At 62.8% G+C, this 21,215-nt stretch carries 15 protein-coding genes, 1 tRNA gene and 1 pseudogene; 13 read left to right on the top strand and 4 right to left on the bottom strand.

Translation table 11 applies throughout. The features are described 5' to 3' along the window. From VN047_RS15555 to VN047_RS15545, 3 genes are all read left to right on the top strand, one after another. On the top strand, positions 1-584 hold a 584-nt coding region (locus tag VN047_RS15555; RefSeq protein ID WP_325544225.1), incomplete at its 5' end, for a TetR/AcrR family transcriptional regulator. A gap of 72 nt (positions 585-656) precedes the next feature. Next, on the top strand, positions 657-2,441 hold the full coding sequence (locus tag VN047_RS15550; protein ID WP_325544223.1) for a diguanylate cyclase: 1,785 nt from the start codon (positions 657-659) through the stop codon (positions 2,439-2,441). A gap of 245 nt (positions 2,442-2,686) precedes the next feature. Next, entirely contained in the window at positions 2,687-3,352 is a 666-nt protein-coding gene (locus VN047_RS15545) for a DUF4197 domain-containing protein (RefSeq protein ID WP_325544221.1), read from the top strand. Between the two features lie 15 nt (positions 3,353-3,367). Here the strand turns inward: VN047_RS15545 and VN047_RS15540 are convergent, their stop codons facing one another. Both VN047_RS15540 and VN047_RS15535 read right to left on the bottom strand, forming a co-directional pair. Continuing rightward, complete coding sequence (locus VN047_RS15540) at positions 3,368-3,985, bottom strand: glutathione S-transferase family protein (RefSeq protein ID WP_325544219.1); 618 nt, start codon at positions 3,983-3,985, stop codon at positions 3,368-3,370. Then, positions 3,982-4,914 (bottom strand): DMT family transporter, encoded by a 933-nt coding sequence (locus VN047_RS15535; RefSeq protein WP_325544217.1) that lies wholly within the window; start codon positions 4,912-4,914, stop codon positions 3,982-3,984. The genes VN047_RS15540 and VN047_RS15535 overlap by 4 nt, the downstream gene beginning before the upstream one ends. A 92-nt stretch (positions 4,915-5,006) precedes the next feature. Between VN047_RS15535 and VN047_RS15530 the strand changes: the two genes are divergently transcribed. The 5 genes and pseudogenes from VN047_RS15530 to VN047_RS15515 all read left to right on the top strand — a co-directional run bounded on the left by VN047_RS15530 (position 5,007) and on the right by VN047_RS15515 (position 11,713). Continuing rightward, positions 5,007-5,082: transfer RNA gene (locus VN047_RS15530), tRNA-Trp, on the top strand. A 239-nt stretch (positions 5,083-5,321) separates the two neighbouring features. After that, positions 5,322-5,520 (top strand): annotated as a pseudogene (locus VN047_RS22745) (Arm DNA-binding domain-containing protein); the annotation flags it as partial. 6 nt (positions 5,521-5,526) lie between these two features. Beyond that, complete coding sequence (locus tag VN047_RS15525; RefSeq protein ID WP_414712720.1) at positions 5,527-6,642, top strand: tyrosine-type recombinase/integrase; 1,116 nt, start codon at positions 5,527-5,529, stop codon at positions 6,640-6,642. Positions 6,643-7,180: 538 nt separating this feature from the next. Further along, positions 7,181-8,686 (top strand): MFS transporter, encoded by a 1,506-nt coding sequence (locus tag VN047_RS15520; protein WP_325544215.1) that lies wholly within the window; start codon positions 7,181-7,183, stop codon positions 8,684-8,686. An 87-nt stretch (positions 8,687-8,773) separates the two neighbouring features. After that, positions 8,774-11,713, top strand: a complete 2,940-nt coding sequence (locus tag VN047_RS15515) for a TonB-dependent receptor plug domain-containing protein (protein WP_325544213.1) — start codon at positions 8,774-8,776, stop codon at positions 11,711-11,713. Positions 11,714-11,725: 12 nt separating this feature from the next. Here VN047_RS15515 and VN047_RS15510 read toward each other — a convergent pair whose 3' ends face one another. After that, positions 11,726-12,964, bottom strand: a complete 1,239-nt coding sequence (locus tag VN047_RS15510; protein ID WP_325544211.1) for a TetR/AcrR family transcriptional regulator — start codon at positions 12,962-12,964, stop codon at positions 11,726-11,728. A 101-nt stretch (positions 12,965-13,065) separates the two neighbouring features. Between VN047_RS15510 and VN047_RS15505 the strand changes: the two genes are divergently transcribed. Continuing rightward, entirely contained in the window at positions 13,066-13,884 is an 819-nt protein-coding gene (locus tag VN047_RS15505; RefSeq protein WP_325544209.1) for an SDR family NAD(P)-dependent oxidoreductase, read from the top strand. Between the two features lie 105 nt (positions 13,885-13,989). Here the strand turns inward: VN047_RS15505 and VN047_RS15500 are convergent, their stop codons facing one another. Next, a complete protein-coding gene (locus VN047_RS15500; protein WP_325544207.1) occupies positions 13,990-15,186 on the bottom strand; it encodes a serine hydrolase domain-containing protein in 1,197 nt (398 codons plus the stop codon). A 122-nt stretch (positions 15,187-15,308) separates the two neighbouring features. Between VN047_RS15500 and VN047_RS15495 the strand changes: the two genes are divergently transcribed. From VN047_RS15495 to VN047_RS15480, 4 genes are all read left to right on the top strand, one after another. Further along, a complete protein-coding gene (locus VN047_RS15495; RefSeq protein ID WP_414712719.1) occupies positions 15,309-17,048 on the top strand; it encodes a class I adenylate-forming enzyme family protein in 1,740 nt (579 codons plus the stop codon). Next, entirely contained in the window at positions 17,045-18,316 is a 1,272-nt protein-coding gene (locus VN047_RS15490) for an MFS transporter (protein ID WP_325544204.1), read from the top strand. The genes VN047_RS15495 and VN047_RS15490 overlap by 4 nt, the downstream gene beginning before the upstream one ends. A 64-nt stretch (positions 18,317-18,380) precedes the next feature. Then, positions 18,381-20,201: an NAD(P)/FAD-dependent oxidoreductase gene (locus VN047_RS15485; RefSeq protein WP_325544202.1), complete on the top strand. Its 1,821-nt coding sequence runs from the start codon at positions 18,381-18,383 to the stop codon at positions 20,199-20,201. Positions 20,202-20,845: 644 nt separating this feature from the next. Further along, a partial coding sequence (locus VN047_RS15480) for an acyl-CoA dehydrogenase family protein (RefSeq protein WP_325544200.1) occupies positions 20,846-21,215 on the top strand: 370 nt, incomplete at its 3' end.

The raw sequence follows: 21,215 nt of genomic DNA, 5'->3' as shown, positions 1-21,215 counted from the left end.
CGAAAAAGGAGAGCAGGCCCAAGGCCGAGGGCGCCTATCACCACGGCGATCTGGTCGCCTCGGTGATCGCTGCGGGGATGAAACCGCTGGGCGGGGGCGACGAAAGCGAACTGGGGCTGCGCGGGCTGGCGCGCGACGTCGGGGTCAGCGCGACGGCGCTTTACCGCCATTTCCCCGACAAGGAGGCGCTGCTCGACGCGCTCGCCGACGAAGGATTGCGACGGCTCGGCGCGCTGCAGGCGCAGGCCTGGCTGAAAGCCGGGGGCGGCGTCGCGGGCTTCAAGGCGACGGGCATCGCCTATGTCCGGTTCGCGCACGACGAGCCCGCGCTGTTCCGGCTGAGCTTCACGCGGCAAATGCCCGAACGGTACAAGAAAGAGGCCGGCGATGGCGGCGAAGTTGCCTATAACCTGCTGCGCGCCGGGGTCGGCGAGGCGCTGCCCGGGGTCGAGAACCCCGATACCGCCGCGCTCCATGCCTGGGCGCTGGTGCACGGGCTTGCGATGCTGATCCTCGACCGCCGCATCGAATGGGACGAGGCCATGGTGGCGGAGGTTGTCGGCCTGACGTTCGGCGGCGTCTGACCACCGACCCGGCGGACGGGACCTGCTGCATAAATTAGCAGTTTATTTTCCCCTTTTCGGTTAACTGGTTGCATGACCCAGTCGCTGTCCCCCAGAGTCGAGGCGGTCTTTTGGTTCCTGTTGACCGCAACGGGATATTTCCTGCTTGCCAGCCTGTCGCTGCACGCCACCAAGGGCGCGGACAATATCGCCGCCATCTGGCCCGCCAGCGGATATTTCCTTGCCCTGCTGCTCCTGATGCCCGTGCATGCGCGCGTCGCAGCTTTCGCCGGCGCGACGGTCGCCAGTCTGGCGGCGAACATGTTGGGCGGCACCCCCCTCTGGACGTGCCTCGCTTTCACCTTTGCCAATGCCACCGAAGCTGCGGTCGCATTGTGGATGCTGCGGCGGCGCGAACGCGGCGAGTTATCGTTCATGATGCCGCGCTCGGTCGTCAACTTTTGTGTGGCGGTCCTTGCGGCTAGCGTGGTCAGCGCGGTCCTTGCCTCGGCCCTCGCCGGGACGGGTCCGAGTTTCTTTCTGTCGTGGCTGACCACCGTCCTGCTCGGCATGCTGATCGTGACCCCGCCAATCGTGATGCTCGCCCGGATGATCGGTGCCAAGGCGCTGGGCAATACGCCCATGATGCGGAAAGCGGAGGCGACCGCGATCTTGGCCGCCGCGGGGCTGGTCACGATCCTGTCCTTTTCGCAGTCGCAGTTTCCCATAACGTTCCTGCCGTGCATCGCGGTCGTTGCAGCCGCCTATCGACTGGGCCCGTTTGGCGCCGCGGCGGGGATGCTGATCGTTGCGATCATTGCGTCGTTGCTGACCGGACAGGGCCATGGACCGATCGCGGCGATCGAGGACGCGCAGAAGGTCAGGATATTCTTCCTGCAATTCTATCTGCTCGCGCTGTTGTTCACCACATTGCCGCTGGCGTCGCTGCTGATCGGCCGCGAGCGATTGTCGAGGCGGCTCGAGCAGAGCAACCGCTGGCTGCTCCAGGCGGAAGCGGCCGCGCTCGTCGGCCACTGGCGGGTCGATCTGGTCGCATGGACGATCCAGTGGTCGGATCAGGCCTATCGCATCCACGGGCTGGATCCGGGGGTGCCGGTCGACGTTCATTACAGCGTGAAGCAATATGTAGCCGAAGACGGGGCCGCGGTGCGAAAGGTGCTGGAGGAAGCGGTACGCACCGGCCAGCCTTTCGAATATCAGGGCCGGATCCGGCGCGCGGACGGCGAGATCCGGCATGTGAAGTCGCACGGATCGATCGAAACGAACCGCAGTGGCCAGCCGGTCGGCATTTTCGGCACCGTGCAGGACGTCACCGAGACGGTCGAGAACGCGCGGATACTGGAAGCGGCGCGTAGCGCGGCGGAGCGGGTTGCGAACACCGACATGCTGACCGGGCTTCCCAATCGCCGGCATACGCTGGCCTTCCTCGAAAAGGCGCTGCTCGGCGCGCGCGACCATGGCGCGCCGCTCGCGGTCGCGATCTTCGATATCGATCACTTCAAGCGGATCAACGACAGCCATGGTCATGCGGCGGGCGACGAGGTGATCCGCCGCGTGTCGCAGCGCGCAAAGGCCGCGCTCCGCGAAGAGGATATGCTGGGCCGCATCGGCGGCGAGGAGTTCGTCTGCATCCTCCAGCGGTCGAGCGCACAGGCTGCCGAAATCGTCGCCGAGCGCGTGCGCAAGGCGGTCGAAACGGGCACCGCCGCCGATCCCGACCTGCCGGGCGCGACGATCAGCGTCGGCCTGGCGGTCTATGACGGCGAAGCCGATATCGAGGAATTGCTCCATCGCGCCGACCAGGCGCTCTATGCCGCGAAGCGTGAGGGCCGGAACCGGCTGCGCATGGCGGCGTGAGGGTGATTTGCGGTTGAAACCCGGAAGGGGGGCGGCCGATTGCGGACCTATCTCTCATCATCATCCCGGATCAAGTCCGGGATGACGATGAGAGGGAGCGAACGTCAACTCTCCACCCCAAAGCCGACAATTTTCGCGCAGAGCCATACGGCCGGCACGATCCCTTTCCACACCGGTCCGGCCTTGGCGGCGCCGACTTAGCTGATAGAGATACAGCCGGATCGAAAACGGAGCGGAGAGGCGTCATGGAAACGGATGAGGCAATGATCGCGCGGCGGGCGCTGCTTGCGGGTGCGGCCGGAGTATTTCTGGCAAACGCGCCCTTGGCGATTGCGAAGCTTCCGAAGAGCGGCGTGAAGGGGCTGATCGCGGGTGCTTCGGACGGGGCGCTCGACAAGCTGGCGCAGCCCGGTGCCTTTTATGCCGATACCGCGGTGCGCATCCTGCTGCCGGGCGCGAACGGAAAGCTGGCGTCGAAACTGTTCGGGATGGGCGACAGGCTGGGCCTCACGACCAACCTGACCAAAAGCCTCAACGATGCCGGCGGCAAGGCGGCGGGCGAGGCCAAGCCGGTCTTTCGCGCGGCGATCGACAATCTTCGCTGGTCCGACGCGCCGGCGCTCGTGACAAAGAATGATGGCGCGACCCGCTATCTGCAAAGCAGCGCGGGCGGCGTGCTGTTCACCAAGGTATCGCCGCTGGTCGGTTCGGCGCTCGACAATGTCGGCGCCTTTGGCCAGCTCGACCAACTCGCGAAGGGCAATCCGCTGATGGCGTCGGCCGGGCTGACGCGCGACGGGCTTACGCGCTCGGTCACCGAGCAGGCACTGAAAGGCATTTTTCACTATATGGCGGGCGAGGAGGCGGCGCTGCGAAGGAACCCGGCAGCGCTGCTGAAGGGCGTATTTTAGCCGCAGGCTTGCAGATCAGCCCTTCTGCCGGTCGCGCGCGCGCCGGAATCCCTCACGTGCCACGCAGCGTTCGAGCCATGCCTTGGTTGCGTCGCCCAGCACATCGTCGGCCCCGAGGGTCGTCGCAAGGAAGGCCGCATAACCGATCACGATATCGGCGACGGTGAACCGTCCGCCGACGAGCCACTCGCGTCCGTCGGACAGCGCCGCCTCGATGCTGCGCGCGCGGCCGCCGAAGAAGGCCTTGTAATCCGCGACCGCTTGCGCGACGCGGCGTTCCTCGGGTTCGACGCGCGTGTATCGGATCATGATCGCGAGCGGAAAGGTCAGCGTCGCATCGCTGCGATGCAGCCAGTTGCGCCATTCCCAATATTCATCCTCGTCGCGGCCGAGCGCGAGCGATGTCCCTTCGGCGATCCGTTCGCAGATCGCGGCGGATTCGGTCATCAGTCGTCCATCCTCGACCCAGCCGGGCACCGTCATCAGCGGATTGACCGCGCGGTAGTCGGGCTCGAACGCGCGCGGCGGGAATTTCAGCACGCGCAGGTCGATATCGATTCCGGCTTCCTCGGCCGCCCACAGGCAGCGGAGCGAGCGGGCGTCGGGGCAATGGTAGAGGACGGGAAGGGTCATGCGGCGACCTCCTTTGGCCGGTCGATATGGCGGCGATGTTCGCGCCAGGCGATGAACAGGCCCGACGCGACGATCAGGGGTGCGCCGATCCACGTCGTGTCGGCGGGCAGCGTGCCGAAGAAGAACCAGCCGCACGCGATCGACCAGAGCAGCGCCGAATAGTCCATCGGAATGACGACCGCGACCGGGGCGAGGCGGAGCGCGCCGGTCAGGCACATCTGCACCACCGCGCCCGAAATGCCGATCCCGATCAGGAGCATCCACTGATAACCGTCGTGCGGGGTGATGACGAAGGGCAGGGCGATCCCCAGCGGCAGCATCGACAGCAGGCTGAACCAGAAGACGATCGTGGTGGCGTTTTCGGTGCGGCCGAGATCGCGGATGGCAATCGTGATGAGCGCGGTCATGATCGCCCCGCCGAGCGCGATCAGCGTCCCCGCGCCGTGATCGCCCCCGAAACCACCCGAAAAACTGGCCACCGGGTTGAGGACGACGAGCACGCCAAGAAACCCGACGATCACCGCGCTCCATCTCTGCCAGCCGGTCGCCTCGCCGAGCAGCAGGGCGGCAAAGATCACGGCGAAGATCGGCACCGACAGGTTGATCGTCGTCGCCTCCGCCATCGGCAGCAGGATCATGCCGCCGAAGTTGCACGCCATGCCGATCAGGCCCATCGTCGCGCGCCGCGCATGCGCACCGATCCGCCGCGTCCTGAGCGAGCGTGCGCCGCCATGGGCACAGGCCCAGGCAAAGACGATGGGAATCACCAGCGCCTGGCGCCAGAACAGGCTTTCGAGGATGTGGATTCCCGATTCCGCGATCAGTTTGACCAGAACAAACATCAGCGAAAGGCTGGCCATTGCCGTCAGCCGTAGCGCGATGCCGCCCAGATAATTTTGCGGCGCGGCGGATGAGGGCGCGGAGTTCATGCCAGATTGCGCATATCAGGCCGGTCCGCGCGCGCAAGGCGTCATACCCCTTGCCCCGCTTCCTATATCCGGCTAGTGGCCCACTCCGGCCTAGGGGTATAGCTCAGTTGGTAGAGCATCGGTCTCCAAAACCGAGGGTCGTAGGTTCGAGTCCTACTGCCCCTGCCAGGACCGCGTCCCAGGACGTCCCAGAGACGCCCAAGGCGTCTCTAGAAAATCAAGAAAATCAGTGAGTTACGAGTAAGGGGTGTCCCAGGACGTCCCACCTGCTCCCCTTGCAGCTCGAGCCGATTGTTGACAGATTGTTGGTACCGGTCATCAGCTTGTTGGTATCAAACGGCACTGACGACCAACATTGGTGAGCCTAGGAATCGAACTCGCGACCTGTCGCGTAGGAAGGTACCAACATGCTTACCAACGTTGCTGTCAACGCCTTCAAGCCTGCCGAGAAGCCATACAAGAAGGCGGACGGTGGCGGATTGTTTCTCTTGGTGCAGCCGAACGGTTCGAAAATCTGGCGCTTTGCCTCCGCTTTGAAGGCAAACAGAAGTTCTTTCCGGCGGACCTTATCCCCAGACCACTCTACTTGCTGCACGGGCTTGGCGAAAGAAAATGAAACATCAGCTCGCGCTCGGGCTCGATCCATCCGTTGAACGGCAAAAGGAGCTGGAGGCGGGTATTGTCGAGAAGGGGGGCAGTTTCGAGGAAGTCGCGCGCGAATGGCTCCTGACCAGGACACTGGCGTGGGTCCCCAAATATGCAGCCCTCATTGTTCGTCGGCTTGAGAGCGATATTTTCCCGACTGTCGGCACGCTCGATATCGCGGAAATCACTCCGAGGCAGATGCTGGATGCCTTGCGGAAAATTGAGGCGCGCGGGTCGATAGAGATGGCCCGACGGATCAAGAACCACTGCAGCGAGATCTTCCGTTACGCTATTCCCGATGGACGCTGTGATACCGATCCGTGTCGCGACCTTGGACCGGCGATGATGAAGCCTGCACCAGTCAAGCGCCGCTCACGGATATCCGTAAAGGAGCTCCCGGATTTCTATGTGAAGCTCAATCCCGACGGAGGTGAGCGGCTCAGCCATCTTGCCTTGCGTTGGACGATGCTCACCATGGTCCGCACGCAGGAAACGCGATTTGCCGAATGGGACGAGTTCGAAAATCTCGATGGGCCCGAACCCGTGTGGCGCCTCTCGCCCGAGCGAATGAAAATGCGGTCAGAGCGCCTGGTTCCGCTGCCGCGGCAAGCGCTGGGCCTGCTCGACGAAATCCGCGATCTCAATGTGTATCGTGCCGCAGGTAATATGCGCTTGGGCCGTTATCTTTTCCCGGTGCCAATTGCGAAGACGCTGGTGATCAGCGAAAATCGAATGCTCGACATCATGTACCGGATGGGGCTTCGCGGAAAGGCTACCGTCCACGGCTTTCGCGACCTCGCAAGCGCAGTTCTCAACGAAACGGGCATGTTTGAAGCGGATTGGATCGAGCATCAGCTTGCTCACCAGCCACGGGGCGTTCGTGCAGCATACAACTCGGCGCGTTATCTCGCCCACCGGCGGCCGATGATGCAGTGGTGGGCTGACTTCCTCGATGCCGCAGAGGCAGGGAGCGGAGGCGGTGAAGGCTCATATGCGCGTTCATGGGATGCGCCACTACATGGGTCCAGCCGGGCCGCGCTCGCCGCCAAATTGACACGACATTCGTCATGCCCAGCCAATTGAATTGTGCCAAAGAAATCCAATTGAAGTAGTTGGTCAATTGCAATCGCAGGGCCCGACCCGTCATCCAATGGCTGCTTTCGCTATTTCCTACCAGAAGCGGACGGTCTCAAACCGGCCATTTGCAATTGGCGGGTCAAGGGCGGCTGGGCTTAACGCCGGAGGCGGTGCGCCCGCTTGACTGTGCGGCGACTATTCTGAACTCGAATGGGGCGGGGCCAGGGTTCCGTCCTTCATTCCGTTCGCCGTCCGACGCATTCCGGAGAGGCGGGTAGCGGGCCGATTTCGTGCGTCTGCCTTTTCGGGCGATGGGCCTAACCCAGTTAGCGAATCGCTTGTCGTTCAGTGTTGGCAGGACGGTGAACAAATAACGCGGTTTGCAGCTTCCGCCGGAGCGTATTGAGAAATACCTAGTAAAATATTGGATAATTTGCCAAGAATCTTCGCCGTTGCCATGTTTAAAGAATGCGGTATGTTCGGTTGCGATGAGGGCGCGGCCACGAGAAGCTGGCGCCCGTCAATCGGGCGAGAGGAGCCTCGAATGCCGCAAATGCCGATCGTCGCACCCCCCATCGGGCTGCGGACGAAATTGTTCTTCGGGATTGGATCGCTCGCGCAGGGCGCCAAGACGGTCGCCTACAGCGCGTATCTTCTAATCTTCTATAATCAGGTGATGGGCGTGCCGGCGGCACTGGTTTCGACCGCCCTGCTGGTCTCGCTCGTCATTGATGCGATCAGCAATCCGATCCTTGGCCAGATCAGCGACAACACGCGATCGCGTTGGGGTCGGCGCCATCCTTATATGTACGCCGCCGCCTTGCCAACGGCGCTGTTCTTTTGGGCGATGTTCAATCCGCCTGCCGGGCTGAGCCACGGCGCGATGTTCTGGTATATTCTGATCGTCTCGATGCTGGGCCGTGTGGCTATCAACCTGTACGAACTGCCATCGGCCGCGCTGACGCCAGAACTGACTGGCGACTATGACGAGCGGACCTCGCTCATGACCTGGCGCTATTTCTTTGGTTATGTCGGCGGGCTGGGGATCGGGACGCTGCTGTTCTTCGTCTTGCTGCAGCCGACGGCCGAATATCCCGTCGGGCAGCTCAATCCGGAAGGCTATCATCGCCTCGGGGTCATCGGCGCCATCCTGATCTTCGTATCGATCCTCGCCTGTTCGTACGGCACGCACGACCGGATTCGTTACGCCCGTCAGGCCGAAGACCGTCCCCCCCAGACGCTCGGCGCGCATATGCGCGAATTGTTCCAGACGCTTTCGCACCGCGGCTTCCTGGCGCTGCTGGCCTTCGGCGTGATGAAATATACCGCGGCTGGCATGTATGCCGCGATGGCGGTCTATTTCGGGACCTTCGTCTGGGAATTGTCGCCGACGAGCATGGGGCTTTTGACATTCGATGGCGTGGTCGCCGCGACGATCGCGCTGGTCATCGCGCCGCGACTGTCGAAAAGATATGGCAAGAAGCCCGTCGCCGTCGTTCTGGCGATCGTCGGGGTGACGATCAGCCTGACGCCGCTTGCCTTGCGCCAGCTTGGGCTCTTCCTGCCCAATGACCCGGAGTCGACGCTGGTCATTGTGCTCTTTGCCTTTGCGGCTTTCTATGGCGCGGCCACCGCGACATCGCAGATCATGACGAGCGCGATGATCGCGGATGTCGTCGAGGACAGTCTGCTCAAGACCGGGCGCCATTCGTCGGGCGTCTTCTTCGCCGCGTCATCCTTCATGCAGACCTGCACCGCCGGCTTTGGCGTGCTGGGGGCCGGACTGGTGCTCAGCGTCGCCGGGTTTCCGCAGGGCGCGAAACCCGGCGAAGTCCCGGCGGAAACCATCTCGACGCTGATCGCCATCTATCTGCCGGTAGCTGCGCTGCTGTGGTTCGTCGGGGTCTTCTTCCTGACTTTCTATCGCATCGATCGCGCCGCGCACGAGGCGAATCTTTCGCGGCTGGCGGCCGCGGGCCCGATCCAGGGAGAAGTCGAGGCCGCCGAGCCGGATTTCACGCTCGCGGATCGCTCAGCGCCAGCCCGTTAGGCCATCGATCGCGGAGGCGTGACGAGCGCCAGACAATTCATGCGAGCGCGGCCTGAAGCCGTGCCGAAAGGAGAGGGTGAACCTGTAATGCGACCTGCACATTTTCTATCGACGACGGCATGCGCCGCAATTGTGGTTTCCGCCTTCACCGCACAGGGCGCGCGGGCGAGCGAGGTCGACGAGCCGAGCGATGCCGAGATCATCGTCACCGGATCGCTGATCCGTGGCGAGCGCGAGGACGGTGCGATGCCGATCGACGTGATTTCTTCGGAAGATCTGGTGCGACAGGGGTCGCCGTCGGTCGTGGAACTATTGAAGTCGCTCCCCGTGGTCAGTGGGACATTGGGCGATTCAAACCAGTTCGACAGCCGCAGCCAGGGATCGGAAGGCATTGCAAGCATCAACCTGCGGGGCCTCGGGCCGTCGCGCACGCTTGTCCTGCTGAACAGCCGCCGGCTCGTCCGCGCGGGCAATGGTGTGCCCACCGTCGACATCAACCTGCTGCCGTTGGCGGCGATTGGCCGCATCGACATATTGAAGGACGGCGCGGCGGCAACCTATGGTTCCGATGCAATTGCCGGCGTCGCCAATTTCATCACCAACCGCCAGCTGTCCGGGCTGGTCGTCGGCGGCGATTACAAGTTCGTTTCCGGATCGAAGGGCGATTACACGCTCAGCGCCGCATTCGGGCACCGGGCTGATGGCCTTCGGGTGCTGGCGTCGTTCGGATATCAGAAGCGCTCGGAACTGATGGCCACCGACCGCGATTTCGCGGTTGGAAGCTATCAGGAAAATCCTGAAAACGGTTTCTCGACCGGTGGCAATCCCAGCGTCTTTCTGCCCGTGTTCGGAAACGGCGCGGCGGCGGGCACGGTGCGCGCGGATGTGGGCTGCGTTCCGCTGGGCGGGATCTTGCTGTCGTCGGGAGGCGTCGCCAACCAGCGCTGCGCGGGGCAGTACATCGGCTTCGACGCGCTGACCGATACCGAACGGCGCATGCAGGCCTATGTCGAGGTCGGGATCGATGTCACGCCCGATATAGAGTTCGAAGTGTCGGCGCTCTATGGATATAGCGAAGTTCCGCATATCCGCACTTCGCCGTCCTACCTCCTGCTGCAACGCCCGTCGGCGAGCGTGCTTCCGGCAAGCTTTGGCGCGAGCGCGGTGGCCGGCTGGTACGTCCCGGCGTCCAACCCGGGCTATCAGGCTTATGCCGCCGCCAACCCGGGCGCCTTGCCCGGCACGGTGTCTGGCATTCCCGTCGGCGGCGCGATCTTCCCCTATCTTCTGTACCGGCCATTTTACCTTGGCGGCAGTAACGGCTTTGATCCGTCGGGGTCGCGCAGCTCGGACAGCTTCCGCGTGTCCGCGGCGCTCAAGGGCAAGATCAGCGACGCGATCGATTTCGATGTCTCCGCAACCTACCATGATTACTCGCGGCAGGTGAACAGCTTCGATTTGATCGGAGACCGTGTTCAGCTCGCGCTGCGCGGGCTCGGCGGGCCGAATTGCAACCTGACCGGCGCCGCGCCGGGTGCCAATGGCTGTCTATATCTCAACCCGTTCAGCAACGCGGTTGCGGTCAACGCCGTAACGGGGGCGGTCAACCCGGGTTATAATTCAGCGGTCGCGAACAGCCCCGCGCTGGCCGCCTGGCTGTACGAGCAATCGCGTTCGCGCACTGACACCGGCCTGTTCGTGGTCGATGCCAGCGTCAGCGGCCGGAGCGGGATTTCATTGCCGGGCGGCGACCTGATGTTTGCCGTGGGCGCGCAATATCGCAAAGATCAATATAAAACGCGTCTTGGCCTGTTCAACAATCTCGACGGAACGCCGTGCCGCGATACGCCGATCAACGGGAACATGACGTGCACGCCCCAGTCGGGTGCGCTCGGTTTCCTGGGAAGCAATCGCGAGGCCAATCTGTCGGGCGACGTCTATGCGGTGTTCGCCGAGCTGCGCGCGCCGTTGCTCGATACGCTCGATCTGCAGGTCGCCGCGCGATACGAGGATTATGGCGGGAACATCGGGGCGACTTTCGATCCCAAGGCGACGCTGCGCTGGCAGGCAACCGACTGGCTGGCGTTCCGCGGATCGGTGGGCACCACCTTCCGTGGCCCGCCGCTGACGACGACAACCGACGGGTCCTCGGTGTCGCTGCAGGTGATTGGCAACGCATCGCGACCTGTCGAGGTTGTGGGCAACCCGGCGTTGGCGCCCGAGACCGCGACCAATTATTCGGCCGGCGCCGTTGTCACGACGGGCGGCTTCACCTTCAGCGCCGACTATTTCCGTTATGACATCGACGACCTGATCATCGCAGAGCCGGTTGCCGGCATGTCGAACGCGCTGTTCGGCGCGACCGGAAGCGCAAATTGCGGTAACCCCGCATATGCGGCCTTGCAGGCGCGGTTCACCTTCAACGGCGCATGCGGGATCAACAATGTCGCACGGCTGCGTACCTTTTACAAAAATGGCGCCGGCGTGTCGAATTCGGGGATCGATTTCATCGCGAATTATCGGTCCGACGACATGCTCGGCGGCCGTTTCGGGGCCGGGATCACAGCGACCTATGTCATCGCATTCGATGTTCAGGATGAACTGGTCGAGGGTGTTGTTGTCCAGCCCGCGTTCAATGCGGTGGGCAAGCTCAACTACCAGACCACCGCCTATCCGTTGCCGCGCTGGCGTGGGCAGGCCTTTGTCGAATATGGCACGGGGCCGGTCGATGCGCGCCTGACGCTCAATTATGTCCATCGTTACACCGACCAGCGGACGGCGCCGTTTGCACCGCGCACCGAACTGCCCGGGTCGCCGGTGATCGCCGACGGGAAGGTGATCGGGCGGCAGGTGACCGCCGATCTTTCGATACGGGTGAAGCTGCCCTTCGAAACCGACCTCAGCCTGACGGTCATCAATCTGACGGACAGGGACCCGAGCTTTGCTCGCCTCGATTACAACTATGACCCGTTCACCGGAAGCGCGCTGGGACGTCAGTGGAAGGTCGGATTGACGAAGCGGTTCTGATCGGTGGGCGGATCAGTCCGGATCGTGAAACAGGCCGTGGGCCAGGGTGGATGCATAGAGGCGGATCGCCTCGGCTCGGTCCTGGCCGTCTGCCCAGGGTTTGATGTCCACCGCGCTGTTCAGCATGGCCATCACGACCTGGCTCGCGATCAACGGGTCGATCGCGCGGATCGATCCTTCGCTGATCCCGTCGATCATCATGCCGGCAAAGCGCCGCGCCATCCGGTTCGATCGCGCCACGACGTCCGCCCTTGGTTCTGCGGGCAAGGTGGCGAGCGCCGTCGTTCGCAGCAGCGGGCCAAGGTCGGAAAACTGGACATCGATCAGGGTCGAGATGGCTGCCGAAAGGCGATCCCAATAGCTGCCTTCCGTGTCGAGCGCGCTTTGTTGCGCCCGCGACACCGTGTCATAGCTGCGCGCGAAGCATTCGAGGACCAGATCGTCCTTTGCATCGAGGTGGTGATAGAAGCTGCCCTTCGTCACCTTCAGCTCGGATGCGATCCGATCGACCGACGCGCCGCGATAGCCGCGCTCGTTGATCAACCGCGTTGCTGCACGCAGATAGGCCTCGCGGTCGAGGTCGCCGCCCTCTTCACGGACGGTCAGGCCGATGTCGAGAATATGCGGTTCGAAGCGCGTCCCGGCAGGTGCGATGCCGCGGTCGAAGATCTCGAGCATACGCGCTTCGAGCCTGCCAAATTCGCGTTCCGAATAGAGGCTCTGCCAGGCCGGGAGCCAGAAACTGTTCTGGAGCAGGAAATGCGCACGGACGCTGTTCAGCGAGCGATGCGCAAGCGAGTCCGTCGGACCGAAATATTCGCGAACCCGGCGAAAGATATCGTTGTAGCGCGCCGTCAATTCGGACCGGTGCGGTTCATCCAGCGCGCGCAATTCGGACAGGACGGTGACCGGTCTTACCCGACCTTCGCGCAGGCCGATCCGGTAGTCGATGGTCCGCGACAAATGGCGGGCGACACGGCTGCGGGGGTCCGGATAGGCGCCCGCGTCGGCGACCTGCGCTTCGATGCGGCCAAGCGAATAGTCATAGGCGGCAGCGACCAGCAACTCCTTGCGCTTGAAATAATAGGCAATGCTGTTCTGGTTCATGTCCACCAGCCGCGCGACCTCGGCAAAGGTCGTGCCCTTGATACCGCGTTCGTTAATCAATGTACTTGCGGCGTCGATGATGCGGTCGCTCCGTTCGGAGAAACGATCGGTGGTGTCGGTGGATGTTACTGCAGGTGCGGTCATTCCCTATCCCTAACAACTCGCGGCGACGACGTCATCCGCTTCCGTCGTCGTTCCCCATTCCCGTCATACCCATTCCACCATTTTATTTGAGGAGATAATTTATGACATCATCATCCCACGACTTCACCGGCAAGGTCGTCATCGTCACCGGTGCCGGATCCGGCATCGGTCGCCAAAGCGCGATCGACTTCGCTCGTGCGGGGGCAAGCGTCGTTGCGGTCGATGTGACCGATCAGGTTCAGGTCACGGTTGACGCGATCCAGGCGGACGGCGGAACGGCGGTGGCACGCATCGGCGACGCCGGCCGGGAGGAAGATGTCGCCGCAGCGGTTGCGGAAGCGACCGAAAAATTCGGCGGACTCGACGTCTTCTTTGCCAATGCCGGCATCACCGGCGGGCGGCTCGGCTATTCCGACGGAACTCCCGATAACTGGCTTGAAGTGCTGCGCGTCAATCTCGTCGGCCCTTTCCTCGCGGTGAAGCATGCTGCGCCCGAAATGCGCAAGCGCGGTGCCGGCTCCATCATCTGCACTGCGTCGGTCGCGGGGCTGCGTGCCGGTGCCGGGCCCGCCGCCTATTCAGCGTCGAAGGCGGGCGTCGTCAATCTCGTCAAAACCGCCGCGCTCGAACTCAGCGGCACCGGTATCCGTGTCAATGCCATATGTCCGGGTCTGGTCCGTACCGGCATGACGCAGCCGGCCTATGAGTATGCGAAGGCGATCGGGCACGAAGACAAGATCGGCTTTAACGCGCCGAGCCGCCGGGGCGGGGAGCCCGAAGAGATCGCCGCCATGGTGCTGTTCCTGGCCTCATCCGGCGCGGCCTTTGTCAACGGTCAGGCGATCGCCGTCGATGGCGGCTTGTCCGCACTCCATCCGACGAGTCCGCGCCCTGCGGCGCCCGCTCAGGCTGCAGCCTGATAAGGGGTGGGGATCCTTTGGGGGCGGCATGCCTTCTCTCTCGCATGCTGCCTCTCCGGGGTTCGCGATCCTTGGCCCCGTCCCGTAGGACGGGGTCATTTTTTCTCAACGAATGAAGTCGTAAGCGGCCTGTCGCAGCAGCTGCCTGACGGGCTGCGCGCCGGTCGGGAGAAGCTGCGTCATGAAGATCGCGTGCAGCCGTTCGATCGGATCGACGAAAAAGGCCGTTGAATAGATGCCGCTCCAGTAAAAATCGCCGACAGAGCCGGGCAGGCCGGTCGCTTCGGGATTGAGGGTGACGGCGAAGCCCAGACCAAAGCCGGTACCGGCCGCGCCGGTTTCCGGAAAGGCGAACGGACTCATTGACGCGAGGTCGCGTCCGTCCGGCAACTGGTTGCGCGTCATCGCGGCGATGCTGTCGGTCGACAGGATGCTGGTTTTACCCACGCTGCCGCCGTTCACGAGCATCGTGCAGAAGCGGTGATAATCGTCGACCGTCGAGAGCAGGCCGCCGCCGCCGGATGCAAACGCCGGTGTCTGGCGCCAGCGGCTGGTGTCGGCTGGTTCGGCCAGAACGCGGCCCGCGGTCGGGTGATGAAACCAGGCGTCGGTCAGGCGCGCGCTCTTGTCATCGGGGCAATGAAATCCGGTGTCCACCATGCCGAGCGGCTCGAAGATTCGATCGGCAAATACGTCGCCGAGCGGGCGTCCCTCAATTCGTTCGACGACAACGCCCAGCACATCGGTCGAAACCGAATAATTCCAGCGACCGCCCGGTTCGAATTCGAGCGGCAGGCCCCGCAGTGCTTCGATGAAGCCATCGGCATCGCGGTCGGATCCGGGGGCGAGAATGGCGGCAGCGCGATAAGCGGCATCCACCGGCGTCCGGTTCAAAAAGCCGTAGGTCAGTCCCGACGTGTGGCGCAGCAGGTCGATCATCCGCATCGGTGCGCAAGGCGCGGTCCGGAAGCCACTATCGCCTTCGCTTTGGAAGCGCACAAGTCCTTCGAATTCGGGGATGACAGCCGAGACGGGATCGTCAAGCCGCACGCGTCCTTCTTCGACGAGCATCATGAAAGCCGTCGCGGTGACGGGTTTGGTCATCGATGCGATCCGGAAGAGGGCGTCGTCGCTCAGTGGTGTCCCGTCGGCGCGTGCGGCGCCATGAACGGACCGGTGCAGAACCTCGCCGTCCCGAGCGATCAGAATCTGTGCGTGGGGCAGGCGACCGCTGGCAATAAAATCCTGCTCGACCCGGGCGCTGAGTCTCTCGCTTGCGGCAGCAATTCTGTCTCTTGTCATCACCATACCGAATCCTTTAAATATTCTCCATGGATTTGACTGGCTGCCATCGAATCGCGATATATACAACAATTTGTTTACGATTTTGAACCGTTTCGCCTTTGAATTTGGATACCAAAAAAATGAATCATGCTAAAGCTCGGGCCGAAAACGGCTGGCCTCATATGTCGGTGACAGAGGTGGAGGCGCAGCTTTGCCGCGCGGGGCGGTTTGAGGTCGAGGACCAGGTCATCGACGGCATCCCGACCCGCGTCTGGAAAAATGCGGTTCCCGACATGGCCGCGGTCGTCCGGCACGCCGGCACGCATGGCGAAGGCGTTTTCCTGATTCTGGATGACGAACGCCTGTCCTACGTCGACTTCGCCCGAGCGGTCGCGGCGCTGGCATCCGAATTGGTCGGGCTGGGAGTCGAAAAAGGGGACCGCGTTGCTGTCGCGATGCGAAACCTGCCCGAATGGCCCGTGTGCTTCTTTGCCGCAGCATCGATCGGGGCGATTGCGGTTCCGCTGAATGCCTGGTGGACGGGGGCCGAACTGGAGTTTGCGCTGCGCGATTCCGGTGCGCGCATTGTGCTGTGTGATGCGCCACGCGCGGCAGCGATCGAGCCGTTCCGTTGCGGGCTTCCGATGTTGGAGCATGTCATCGTCGCGCGCGATGATGCGGGTGGTGCAGGCTCGCTTGAACGGCGGATTGGTGCGGTCGGAGATTATGGCCGCCTTCCGGTGGGCCCGATTCCCGATGTGTCGCTGGCTCCCGACGAGGATGTCGCCATTTTCTATACCAGCGGCACGACGGGTGCTCCCAAGGGAGCCGTTGCGACGCACCGCAATCTCCTCAGTAACATCCTCTCGACCGCATATGCTTCCGCACGGACCATATTGCGGCGCGGGCAGGCGCTTCCCGCGCCGCGGCGGCGGACTGCGCTCCACGTCATTCCCTTTTTCCATGTCACGGGCTTCAGTGCACGATTGCTCGGCGCGATGTTTTCGGGGGACACATTGGTGCTGATGCACAAATGGGACACCGAGCGCGCCTTTGCGCTGATCGAGCGCGAGGGGATCGACAGCGCGGGCGGTGTGCCCACGATCGCCTGGCAGTTGATCGAGCACCCGGCGCGCGCCCGATATGACCTCAGTTCGCTCGACCTCATAAGCTATGGCGGCGCACCCGCGGCGCCCGAGCTGGCACGGCGCATCGCGACTGAGTTCGGAGCGGCTCCGGGGGTCGGTTGGGGCATGACCGAGACCTGCGGGACGGTGACCAACCATTCGGGGGAGGATTATCTGGCACGGCCCGATAGTTGCGGGCCGGCGGTAGCCGTAGCCGAACTGAAGATTGCGGGCGACGACGGCGCGGCGCTGCCAACCGGCACGGTCGGCGAGCTTTGGGCGCGCGGACCGATGGTGGTGCGACGTTACTGGAACCGCCCTGACGCGACGACAGCGACCTTTGTCGACGGCTGGGTCCGCACCGGCGACATCGCGCGGCTTGATGAAGAGGGTTTCTGCTACATCGTCGACCGGGCGAAGGACGTCATCATCCGCGGCGGAGAGAATATTTATTCGTCGGAGGTCGAGAATGTCCTGTTCGAATTTCCCGGCGTCACCGACGCGGCATTGATCGGCCTGCCGGACCGGGTGCTTGGTGAGGTGCCTGCAGCGGTTGTCCATCTGGCGGCCGATGCGACCGGCGATGAGGAGGTACTTCGCCAATGGGTCCGGGACCATTTGGCGGCGTTCAAGGTACCCGTCGCGATTCGCTTTTCGGACGAAACGCTGCCGCGTAACGCCAATGGCAAGATACTGAAGCCCGAACTCCGCCGCTTTTTCGACGACTATAGCATATCATCGACGCCGCTATGAGCGGCGTGGACGAGGCGCCGCACGAGGCGGTTGCGGGCGGCAGCTTCATCGAGCGCAACCTGCGGCGCAATATGGTCGCGCATTTTGTGCATGGGACATTGGGCCTGACCGGCTTCCGGCTCATCTACACCCCGACCTTTTTGCCCGCCTATATGCAGTTGATCACCGGGTCCGCGGCACTGGTCGGATTGGGCCAGTCGCTTCTGCAACTCGGGGCGACGCTTTCGCCGGTTCTCGGTGCATCACGGATCGAACATCGCGCGCGGCTGCTTCCCTATGCCGTGCGGACGGGGTCGATGATGCGCCTTCAGATCCTGGGGCTTGCGTTTGCAGGATGGATGCTGGGTGGGCCCGCGCTGGTGGCGGTAACTTTGGTGCTGCTTTTCCTGCTCGGCTTCTTCACCGGCAGCCAGCGCGTTGCGTTCCAGATGCTGATGGCCAAGGTCATTCCGGTCGGCAAGCGCGGACGCCTTCAGGGCTGGCGGAACTTTGCGGGCGGCTGCATCGCGGCGATGCTATCGCTCGGCGCTGGCTATTATCTGATCGAGGCTCAGTTTCTGGGCAATGGCTATGCCTCGACTTTCTTTCTCGCCTTTCTGCTGACCAGCATCGGTCTCTGGTTTCTGCGCGCCCTGATGCGCGAACCTGATGGTGCGGGGGCTCCGATGCGCAGCCTTGGCGAGCGGCTGCGCACCTTTCCTCTCTTGCTTTCCCATAGCGATTACCGCGCGCTGCTGACCGTCCAGGCGTTGGTGGCGTCGGCGCGCATGAGTGGTCCATTCTATATCCTCTATGTTGGCCAGGAGCGCGGTCTCGGCGGGGCGCTCGTCGGATCATTGTCGTTCGCTTTCCTTGTATCGGACACATTGTCGAACCTGCTGTGGGGCTATTTGGGCGACCGTCGCGGCTTTCGGCAGCCGTTGTTGGCGTCGGTTCTTTTGTCGCTGGCGTCGATTCTCGGACTTCTCTTCGCACCGTCCGATTGGGCGCTTCTGTCCTTCTGCGGATTCGGCGCCGCCGCTGCGGGATATATGATGAGCGCATCGACGATCGTGCTCGAGATTGGCGCGCCGGAGGATGTTCCGATGCGGCTGGCTCTGTCGACCACAGTCGAAGGAGCGCTCGCCGCTGTGGGGCCGATCATTGGCGGACTGATCGTCTGGATCGCCGGATATTCCTGGCTCTTTGGCCTGTCCGCCATTTTCTTCGCATTGGCTGCGCTTGCGGTGCTGCGCATGCCGGTTCGCGTCGCAAGGCTGGTCATATAAAATTATTGGTACTTATCTTGTATCGCTTAAATTGAGCATTTATTGAATAATTAAAGAATCAGGTATGGATGAGAGGATTGGAATGATGGCGACACAGGCTAACGTCAACAAAGAAGCGCTGCTGGCGAAATATGTCGCGGAGCGCGACAAGCGGCTCCGCGCCGATGGCGTTGACCAGTATCTCCGCCTGGAAGGGCAACTCGCGCACTACAAGGCGGACCCTTATGCGGAACCGATCGATCGCGACCCCGTCACCGACCACGTGACCTTTGCCTTCATCGGCGGCGGCTTTGCCGGCCTCGCCACCGGGGCTCGTCTGGCAGAGGTCGGCATCACCGACGTTCGGATCATTGAAAAGGGCGGCGATTTCGGCGGCACCTGGTACTGGAACCGCTATCCCGGCGCACAGTGCGACACGGCGTCGATGATCTATATGCCGCTGCTCGAGGAAACCGGGCACATGCCCAGCGAGAAATACGCCCATGCGCCCGAAATCCTGGCGCATTGCCAGCGTATTGCGCGGCAATATGGCCTGTATGAAAAGGCGCTGCTGCAGACCGAGGTCACCGGAGCACGTTGGGACGATGCGAACTCGCGCTGGGTTATCACCACCAACCGCGGCGACCATTTCACGGCAAGCTATATCGGGCTTGGCACCGGGCCGCTCCATATTCCCAAGCTTCCCGGCATTCCGGGTATCGAGACGTTCAAGGGGCACAGCTTCCACACCAGCCGCTGGGACTATGACTATACCGGTGGCGATCCGGCCGGCGGGCTGATGGAAAAGCTCGCTGACAAGCGGGTTGCGATCATCGGCACCGGGGCAACTTCCGTTCAGGCCGTCCCGCATCTCGCGCGCGCCGCAGGTGAACTCTATGTCGTTCAGCGCACGCCGTCGTCGGTCGATGTGCGCAACAATGGCCCGATCGACCCCGAATGGTTTGCCGGAATCGCGACCGAGGGCTGGCAACGGCGGTGGCTGGAAAATTTCACCGACAATCAGGCTGGCGGCAATCCGGACGAGGATCTGGTGCAGGATGGCTGGACCGAGATTTCGGCCCGCATTCGCCAGAAGCTTGCGGGGCTGCCGCGTGAGAAGATGAGCTGGGATGCCATCATCGCGGCCTATGAAGATTCCGATTTCGAGAAGATGGAAGAAATCCGCGCGCGCGTGGACGAGATCGTCGACGACGGTGAGACTGCACAACTGCTGAAGGCCTGGTACCGCCAGATGTGCAAACGCCCGTGCTTCCACGACAGCTATCTTCAGGCTTTCAACGAGCCGTCCACGCGGCTTATCGACACCGACGGCAAGGGCGTCGAACGGATCACCGAGCGCGGGTTCGTTGTTGCCGGCACGGAGTATGAGGTCGATTGCATCATCTATGCGTCGGGCTTCGAGGTCGGCTCAAGCTATGAAAGGAGGGCCGGTTTCGATCTGGAGGGACGTGACGGGCGCAAGCTGTCGGAAGAGTGGGCGGAAGGCATGCGCTCGCTGCACGGCGTCCATGCCCATGGCTTCCCGAATGCGTTTTTCGTCCAGCCGGTTCAGGGCGCCAATCTGATCTCGAACATCCCCCACAATCTGACCGATATCGCCCGGACGATTGCTGCGGTCGTCGGCAAGGCCGAACGTGATGGCGCGCGCAAAGTCGAAGTGAGCCGTGAAGCCCAGGATAGCTGGATCGACATGCTGTTGCAGGGACCCGGTCGCATGCGTCGGGCACCCGATTGCACGCCCGGATATTACAACAACGAGGGTCAGGAACCGACACCAGCCATGCGGCTATCCATCGGCTATCCCGCTGGCCCGAGCGCCTATTTCAAATTCATCGAAAACTGGCGTTCGTCGGGCGAGTTCGAGGGGCTGCAGTTCGAACGCTAGGGGCCGGCAATTGTGTCCGGTGTCCGCTTCTTTGGGCCTCCGGCCGGAAGCGGACAGACCGCAACCGGCCAGCAGCGGCTGTCGGCAAAGGGCAATACTCGGCTCGCTGGGGGCTACCAATAAGTCGTCCATAAACTCAGCAAGTGGCGGAAGGTGGCCTAGGAAGAGCGGCCGCGCGCGAAAGCGTTACTTATTCCAAGATGGTCTGATATCATTGATATATAAAGAATAAATACGAAGCAGTCCCACTGCAGCTCAAGGTTCGATTACTAAATTTCGATGATGGCAGGGTGAATTTATCTTTTAAAATTAGGTATTTATCTGATAAATATGAGTCCTGCTGCCCCTGCCAGGCCGTCTCATAACGTTCCAACGGGTCCGGACGGGTCCCGTGCCCGACGTTCGAAAATCCATGAAAAGCCTGTCCCGGAAGGTTCCGGATCGTCGCAAGGCGTTCCGGGCCCGTATCGGGTATCTCCTCCGATCAAGCACAGGGCACATTGCCCCTGGCGGGGCGCGACGCCCGGACTGCTACACCCGTCAGCTAGACTTGCCGACCATATCGTCACAACTCATCTGGCTCGACCGCAAGGAGCGTTCCATATCGGCACGCGCAAGCCGGTACCCGTGCAAAGTGAATTGATATGGCCACGTTTGACCTTCCGCTTCGCGAAGAACAGCAATTGCTGTGCGACAGCGTTCAGCGCTTCCTGGCCGACAAGGGGCGACCTTCGTGGCGTGATCTGGCCGATACGCTGGGCCTTGCCGGCCTCGCGCTGCCGGAGGCGGTCGGCGGCTTTGGTGGCGGGCCGACTGACATCGCGATCGTGATGGCTGCGCTGGGCCCGGCGCTGGCGGGTGCCGACTGGCTGTCGCACGCCGCAAGTCTAGCTGACGGGTGTAGCAGTCCGGGCGTCGCGCCCCGCCAGGGGCAATGTGCCCTGTGCTTGATCGGAGGAGATACCCGATACGGGCCCGGAACGCCTTGCGACGATCCGGAACCTTCCGGGACAG

The organism is Sphingopyxis sp. (assembly GCF_035565275.1).
Lineage (GTDB): Bacteria > Pseudomonadota > Alphaproteobacteria > Sphingomonadales > Sphingomonadaceae > Sphingopyxis.
Note: the sequence above shows the minus strand (reverse complement) of the source record. Positions and strands in the feature narration are given on the sequence as shown.

Coding starts and splice junctions, on each gene's coding strand:
- VN047_RS15505 (WP_325544209.1), top strand. CDS start 13,066: ATGACATCATCATCCCACGACTTCACCGGCAAGGTCGTCATCGTCACC.
- VN047_RS15525 (WP_414712720.1), top strand. CDS start 5,527: ATGAAACATCAGCTCGCGCTCGGGCTCGATCCATCCGTTGAACGGCAA.
- VN047_RS15515 (WP_325544213.1), top strand. CDS start 8,774: ATGCGACCTGCACATTTTCTATCGACGACGGCATGCGCCGCAATTGTG.
- VN047_RS15510 (WP_325544211.1), bottom strand. CDS start 12,964: ATGACCGCACCTGCAGTAACATCCACCGACACCACCGATCGTTTCTCC.
- VN047_RS15545 (WP_325544221.1), top strand. CDS start 2,687: ATGGAAACGGATGAGGCAATGATCGCGCGGCGGGCGCTGCTTGCGGGT.
- VN047_RS15550 (WP_325544223.1), top strand. CDS start 657: ATGACCCAGTCGCTGTCCCCCAGAGTCGAGGCGGTCTTTTGGTTCCTG.
- VN047_RS15490 (WP_325544204.1), top strand. CDS start 17,045: ATGAGCGGCGTGGACGAGGCGCCGCACGAGGCGGTTGCGGGCGGCAGC.
- VN047_RS15540 (WP_325544219.1), bottom strand. CDS start 3,985: ATGACCCTTCCCGTCCTCTACCATTGCCCCGACGCCCGCTCGCTCCGC.
- VN047_RS15495 (WP_414712719.1), top strand. CDS start 15,309: ATGAATCATGCTAAAGCTCGGGCCGAAAACGGCTGGCCTCATATGTCG.
- VN047_RS15485 (WP_325544202.1), top strand. CDS start 18,381: ATGGATGAGAGGATTGGAATGATGGCGACACAGGCTAACGTCAACAAA.
- VN047_RS15520 (WP_325544215.1), top strand. CDS start 7,181: ATGCCGCAAATGCCGATCGTCGCACCCCCCATCGGGCTGCGGACGAAA.
- VN047_RS15535 (WP_325544217.1), bottom strand. CDS start 4,914: ATGAACTCCGCGCCCTCATCCGCCGCGCCGCAAAATTATCTGGGCGGC.
- VN047_RS15500 (WP_325544207.1), bottom strand. CDS start 15,186: ATGACAAGAGACAGAATTGCTGCCGCAAGCGAGAGACTCAGCGCCCGG.